We start from the raw sequence: 7,251 nt of genomic DNA, 5'->3' as shown, positions 1-7,251 counted from the left end.
GACCCAGAGGGTCTCGACCTATTAAGCGCTTGAGCCTCCCCGGTTGGCCAAAGTGAGTACGGCTGCGGCCTGGCTAATTAGACAGCCTACCACTAAGGGTTTACTTACCGTGACAGTGCTTGTATTTTTTGCCACTGCCGCAGGGGCAGGCGTCGTTGCGCTGGATTTTGGCCTCCTGCCGCTGGAAGGTTTCCACCTTCTGGGGACGACTGACGGCTTCTCCGGCTTCCCGGGCGGCTTGTTGTACTTCCTGGCTGCGGTTGGTGATGGTGCGGGGGGCTTCCACGCGGCGGGGCACGCGCGCTTCCTGGATGTCGCGCTCATCCTGAATGACCAGGTCGCCTTTGGCCAGGTAGGCCGTGGTGGCCTCGTTGATGGAACGTACCAAGCCCTCGAAGAGCGTGTAGGCTTCCATCTTATAGACCACCAGCGGGTCTTTCTGCTCAAACGACGCGAGGGAAGTGGTCGTTTTCAGTTCGTCCATCGAACGGAGGTGCTCCTTCCAGTGGTCGTCGATGATGGCCAGCGTGACCGTCTGCTCAATATCGGAGATGATGCTGCGACCGTTGGTCTCCACGGCCTTTTCGATGTCGGCCGTAATAATCAGCGGGTGGGTGCTGCCATCGGTAAAAGGAATGATGATGCGCTTGTAGCGGCCGGGCTCCGTTTCCACAACGCGGCGGATGGTGGGCATAACGCGATCGACGAGCACGAGCATTTTGCGCTGGTAGAACGACTGGAACTCTTCCAGCAGGCGGTCCGCCAGGGCGTTCAGGTCTTTGTTTTCGCGGAAGTCGGCGGCCTGGAGCTGGGTATCGAAACCGAGGTAGCGCTGGATATTGAAGCGGAAGGCATCGTAATCACCCTTCTTTTTGGCGGCAAAGACGATGTCGTCAATCAAACCCTCGAACATGTTGTTGAGGTCGAGGTTGAGGCGTTCGCCGCTCAGGGCATTGTTGCGTTTGCGGTAGATGGCCTCCCGCTGGATGTTCATTACATCGTCGTACTCCAACAGGCGTTTGCGCACGCCGAAGGCATTTTCCTCCACCTTCTTCTGGGCGTTTTCGATGGATTTGGTGACGATACCGGCCTGGATGACGTCGCCTTCCTTGTGCCCCGCGCGGTCCATCCACTTGGCGATGCGCTCGCTTTGGAAGTAGCGCATGAGTTTATCTTCGAGGCTGACGTAAAACTGGCTGGAGCCAGGGTCTCCCTGGCGGCCGGAGCGTCCGCGCAGCTGGCGGTCCACCCGGCGGCTGTCGTGGCGTTCGGTGCCGATGATGGCCAATCCGCCCGCCGCTTTGACCTGCTCGTTGATCTTGATGTCGGTACCCCGGCCCGCCATGTTGGTGGCAATGGTCACTTTGCCCGGCCGGCCCGCCTCGGCCACAATGTCGGCTTCCCGCTGGTGCTGCTTAGCATTGAGGACGTTGTGGTTGATGCCGCGCACTTGCAGCAGGCGGCTGAGCTTCTCGCTGATTTCCACCGAGGTGGTACCCACCAGCACGGGGCGGCCCGCCTGGCTCAAAGCCGTAATGTCGTCAATGACGGCGTTGTACTTTTCCCGCTCGGTTTTGTAGATCAGGTCGTTCTGGTCTTTGCGCTGGACAGGGCGGTTGGTGGGGATGACGACGACGTCCAGTTTGTAGATGTCCCAGAATTCGCCGGCTTCGGTTTCGGCCGTACCCGTCATGCCCGCCAGCTTGTGGTACATCCGGAAGAAGTTCTGGAGCGTAACGGTGGCGTAGGTCTGGGTAATTTCGCCCACCTTGACGTTTTCTTTGGCCTCCAATGCCTGGTGAAGGCCATCGCTGTAGCGGCGGCCTTCCATCATGCGGCCCGTTTGCTCGTCGACGATTTTTACCTGCCCGTCAATGACCACGTATTCGCTATCGGCCTCAAAGAGGGTATAGGCCTTGAGGAGCTGGTGAATGGCGTGCAAGCGCTTGGACTTGACGCCAAACTCCTGGGAGATTTTATTCTTCATCAACGCCTTTTCCTCGGCGTTGATGTCAGTGCGCTTATCGACCTCGGCCATGTTGGTGGCCAGGTCGGCCATCACAAAGAAGTTGGGGTCCTGATGGTACTGCGAGAGGTAGGTGACGCCTTTGTCCGTCAGGTCCACCTGCCGGTTTTTCTCGTCGATGGTAAAGAGCAATTCGGCGTCTACCTCGGGCATCCGCTTGTTGTTCTCGGCCATGTAGGTATTCTCCGTTTTCTGGAGCAGGACGCGGACGCCTTCTTCGGAGAGAAACTTGATGAGGGGGCGGCTCTTGGGCAGGGCGCGGTAAGCGCGGAACAGGGCCATCCCGGCTTCGCCTTCTTCGACGCCGATGTAGCCTTCACGGAAGAGCTTTTTGGCTTCGGTGAGGAATTTGTTGGAGAGCTTCTGCTGCTCGGCCACCAGGCGCTCGATGTTGGGCTTGAGTTCTACGTAGTCGCGGTCGTCTACGCTGTTGGTGACGGGCCCGGAGATGATGAGGGGGGTACGGGCGTCGTCGATCAAGACGGAGTCGACCTCGTCGACCATGGCGTAGTGGTGCTTGCCCTGGACCTTATCGGCCTGGGAGCGGGCCATGTTGTCGCGCAGGTAGTCGAAGCCAAATTCGTTGTTGGTGCCGTAGGTGATGTCGCACTCGTAGGCGGCGCGCCGCTCGGGGCTGTTGGGCTGGAAATAATCGATGCAGCTGATGCTAAGCTGGAGGAATTCCATGAGGGGCCCGATCCACTCGGCGTCGCGGCGGGCGAGGTAATCGTTGACGGTAACGACGTGGACACCGGTGCCGGCCAAGCCATTAAGGTAGGCGGGCAGGGTGGCCACGAGGGTCTTACCCTCTCCCGTCTGCATCTCGGCGATCTTACCTTCGTGGAGGGCCATACCGCCGATGAGCTGGACGTCGTAGTGGACCATCTTCCACTCAATTTCCCCGCCGGCGGCCGTCCATTTGTTGCTGTAGATGGCTTCGTTGCCTTCGATGCGGATGTGGTCTTTTTTGGGGTTGGCGGCCAGGTTGCGGTCGGCCTGGGTGGCGGTGACCCGGAGTTCGCCCTCGCTGAGGCGGCGGGCGGCTTCTTTGACGGTAGCGAAGGCTTCGGGGAGAATGTCGTTGAGCACCACTTCGAGCTCTTCGTCCCGTTGTTTTACCAGGCGATCGACTTCCTTGTAGATGCGGTCTTTTTCACGGAAGTCGGCCTCGGTGGTGGCCCGTTCCTTCAACTGCGCAATTTCGGTGTCGATGTTGTGCAGGTAGTCGTTAACGCGCTTGCGCAGATCGAGGGTCCGGTTCCGCAGTTCATCGTTGGAAAGGGTGGCAAGGGTAACGAAAACATCGTTGATTTCTTTAACGACGGGCTCGTACTTGGCCACGTCCCGATCCTGCTTGGATCCAAAGAGTTTTTTCAGGGCACTAAACATATCATTGCTGTATTTTAAAAGCTCAACCCTGCACCTGCGGCAGCGCCCGGATCCAGAAGCGGGAACTGGAAAGAGCTGTCTTTTTTAGATTAACGGACCACAAAGATACCACGGCCCGGCGAGCCGAGCGCGAATACCACGCCAAAGCGCGCGACCCGCCAAAATGTCACTTCGTAGAAGAAAACGGTGTGAAAGGAGGCATGGTTTAGTCCAGTAGACCCTGGTGCGCCTGGGCGAGGAGGGCTTTGCGCTGGCCGAGGGTGAGCGCCAGGGGCAGTTGGGCGATGCCGATGAGGCGGCGCAGGACTTCGACGTAGCAAAACTGCCGGGCCAGGCCGGTGTCGAACCCGGCGGGTTTGCGGTAGTGCTGATCGATGCTTTGGAGCTGTTCGGCGGGGGCGGCGGCCAGCAGCAGGTGGGCGGTGAGGACGCCGAGGTCGAATTCCGGATGGCCGGGGTGGGCAAATTCACCGTCGATGACGAAGAGGTGGCCGCCCCGGCTCATCAGGCTGCCGGGGTAAAAATCGCCGTGCACCAGGCAGGATCCTGTAGCCAAATAGCGTTCCCCGAGGGCGGCAGCGCGGGCGGCTAAGTCGGCATCGTGTTGATATGGTCGGGCCACTTCGGCCAGGCCGGGCAGGAAGTCGTCGAGCGGAAATCCGTTGTCGGCCCGGAAGGGCAGCACGAAAATGTGGGCGTGGTTCAGTTCCCGCAGGGGCAGGTTGGCGGGGAAGTCTCCCGGGGCCATTTGGTGCAATTCCGAGAGGTAGGCCAGCATGGCGCGCAGTTCTTCGGCCAGGATCGGCTGCCGGTGGTCGTAGGCCCGCAAGAGGTCTTCGGCCCCCGTGAGGTCTTCGAGCAGCAGGACAAAATTTTCGGGATCGGCCGCCAGCAGCGCGGGCGTATGGGCGGCCAGGGCGGGTACGCAGCTCGTGCGTTCCAGGTAGGCTTTTTCCACCAGAATGCGGTCCACGGGGGCGGGCAGCGTAGGGTATTTGGCCACCCAGGGGCGGCTTTGCTTGAGGATGAATTGCCGCTCGATCGTCTTCACGCGCAGCGTCACGTTCATGTTGCCTTCCCCGGCGCGGGAGAGGGCCGTAACACTTTCGGCGGGGCCCAGGAAGTTGCGTTCGCGCAGGTAGGCGTCCACACGCGTGGGGTCTTCGGCGGTCAGCATCCAGGGGCTGCCGGTGGCGTCTTTAAAGCGTTGTGCGTCGTCGGTCATGGTCGTTTTTGTACTGCTGGCTAAGGTAAGCGATTTTGGGGTTAACCTCAGCGGGGCTCAACCGGGGAGTCGATTTTGCGATGGTTAAAAGGGCACCGGGGCGCGGCCGCAGGTGCAGTGGAAGGGACAAGGAGCAGGGGGAGGCCGTAACCCTCCCAAAAAGCGGAGGGACCCCATAGGTCCCTCCCCTAAATACTCACTCAAAACACAGGATCTTCGGCCCGCCCCGGGGGCAATGGCCTGGGCAAAGGTAGGTGGAGCTAACATTGTTTACAAACTTTTTTTGCGCATTTTTATTTGTTTTCAAACATTTGTAAACATTTTGCGTACAACCCTATGGGTGCTCGGTTTCCGCCCGTTCCGTACTGCCAAAGTGGCCGCTCGCCGGATGGGTCGAGCCAGGCGGAAGTGGAGGCGCCAGTCAATGTTTTCACACCCAACCAGGTTTTTGCTAACTTTCGGGGTCTTTATCCTTCTTCGCAACCCCTAGTTCATGCTCCGAACAACCGTATTTGCGGTGCTGGTTTTGGTTATCGCTACCCGGCTGGCGGCCCAGCTGGGTACCGATTCGCTGCTGGCCATTGCCGCTACTTTGCCCGATGACGCGGCAAAGGCCCGCTACTTAGAAGATTGCACCAACGGCCTCCCCCCACAAGCGTTTAGCGACCCGGTTGGCCTTCAGCAGGAAAGATTAGCCCTCAGCAAACGGCTGCGGGCTGGCCAGCAGGAGTTTACGGTCGTGCTGGAACTCATTGGGGCGGCCAACTTAATGGGGCAGTTCGGCCTTGCCGACTCACTGGCCCTGCACTACGCTTCCCGCATCGAGGAAGTAGAAGCCGCCGAAACCAGGGTAAGCATCTACCACGAAGCGGCCAAGTCGGCCTTCTTCGCCCAGCAGTACCCGCAATCCATCCGCTACGATTCGCTGGCGCTCCAGCTGCTGTTGGACACCCCCGAGGACTTTCCCCGCGATTCCTTTGCCATCAGCATCTACAGTTACCTGGGCAAAGCCTTTAACGCCAGCGGCCAGTTCATCTCTGCGGTTGAGGCCCTCAACGATGGCCTCAACGGGCTGGCAGGCCTTAAGATTAAGGCCCCGAAGGTAGGTGAGTTTTATACCGAACTCGGCATTGTGTACAGCCAGATTGGCCTGTACGACCGGGCGGTGGATTACTTTAACCGCAACCTGAACAGTAACCCCGACCCCATCAACCAGGGCCTGACGGAGATCAATATCGGCCGCAATCTGCTGCTCACCAAAAATTATTCCCAGGCCCTCCGCCGTTACCTGCGGGTGCTGGAATTGGAACTCCCGGCGGCCGCCCGGGCCAGTATGTTTCCCTACGCCTACCAGGGCAGCATCGAAGCGTATTACCGCCTGGGGCAGGTGGATTCGCTGGATTACTACTTCAGGCAATTCACGGCTTTTCAGCGGGGCAATTCTTCGCTGGAGTTGGCGGGGAATTTTATTTACCGGCAGTCGCAGTTTTTCTCCGAGTTGGCCCAAGACCAGTTGGCCGCCGCCGAATTGACGGGCCGCGCACTCTACCAAGACGCCATTGCGAAAAACGACCCGGCCGAGCGCCTGATGTATACAGAATTGCTGGCCGAACTCTACCGCCGGCGGGGCGACTACCGGCAGGCTGATTTTTTCAGCCAGGAGTTGCTGGGCTTGCAAGACAGCATCCAGAGCGCCAACCGCAACGATGCTCTTTTGCTGTACTACAACCAATTCGAAACCCAGGAAAAAGAAAACCAGATTCTGCGCCTCGACCGCGAACGTGCCGTGGCCGAGGCGCGCCGCCAACAGTACCAAACCGCTGCGGCGTTGCTCGCCCTCCTGTTGCTCATGGGGGGCTTCTTCTACTGGCAACTCCGCAAGGCGCGCCATAAACTGGCCAGCCAAAACGAGATGCTCAACCAACTCAACGCCACTAAAGACCGTTTTTTCAGCATTATTGCCCACGACTTGCGCAACCCCATCGTAGCGCTGCAAACCGCCGAATTTCAGGTAGATACCCTCCACGCCCGGGGCAATACCGAAGGGGTGAAGCAAACCGTAGCCCTCGTCAGCCAAACCGCCCGGCAGCTGAACCGCCTGCTCGATAACCTCATGCAGTGGGCACTGGGCCAGGCCGGGGCCATCACCCTGCAAAAGGAAACCCTGCCGTTGCGGGAAACCATCGCCGAAAACCTCGCCCTCTACGCGCCCGCCGCGCAGGGCAAAAGCGTGGCCCTGCGCAACGAAGTGCCCCCCGAGTGTACGGTCTTGGCCGACCACAACGCCCTGCAAACCATCCTGCGCAACCTCATTGCTAATGCCCTTAAATTCAGTCCTGAACACGGAGACGCCGCCGTGGTGGTAGCCCACCGGCGCACGGGAGGAATGGACGTCATCACCGTCAGTGACAGCGGTCCGGGCATCCCCGCAAACGAAATGGCGGGCTTATTTCAACTGCACCGCGGGAAGGCCGGCAGCGGGCAAAGAAAAACGGGCACTGGCCTGGGCCTCATCCTGTGCCAGGAAATGGCCGAACTGCACGGAGGACGCCTTGAGGTAAACTCCGTAGTGGGGCAGGGGACGACTTTTTCGGTTTTTTTGCCCCGGTGA

At 59.6% G+C, this 7,251-nt stretch carries 3 protein-coding genes; 1 reads left to right on the top strand and 2 read right to left on the bottom strand.

Annotation, left to right across the window (positions count from 1 at the left end):
* Window positions 1-100 precede the first annotated feature (100 nt).
* Window positions 101-3,415: a preprotein translocase subunit SecA gene (gene secA, locus H9S92_RS12720; RefSeq protein ID WP_187467089.1), complete on the bottom strand. Its 3,315-nt coding sequence runs from the start codon at window positions 3,413-3,415 to the stop codon at window positions 101-103.
* A gap of 205 nt (window positions 3,416-3,620) precedes the next feature.
* The gene (locus H9S92_RS12715) at window positions 3,621-4,640 is read right to left on the bottom strand and encodes a phosphotransferase (RefSeq protein WP_187467088.1); all 1,020 of its coding nucleotides are present in this window, start codon (window positions 4,638-4,640) and stop codon (window positions 3,621-3,623) included.
* A 493-nt stretch (window positions 4,641-5,133) separates the two neighbouring features.
* On the opposite strand from H9S92_RS12715, the gene H9S92_RS12710 reads away from it, so the two are divergent.
* Window positions 5,134-7,251 carry an ATP-binding protein gene (locus H9S92_RS12710; protein ID WP_187467087.1) on the top strand — a complete coding sequence of 706 codons (2,118 nt, stop codon included), beginning with the start codon at window positions 5,134-5,136 and terminating at the stop codon, window positions 7,249-7,251.

Source organism: Neolewinella lacunae (assembly GCF_014349155.1).
Taxonomy (GTDB): Bacteria; Bacteroidota; Bacteroidia; order Chitinophagales; family Saprospiraceae; genus Neolewinella; species Neolewinella lacunae.
This window is presented reverse-complemented; position numbering and strand designations above follow the sequence as displayed.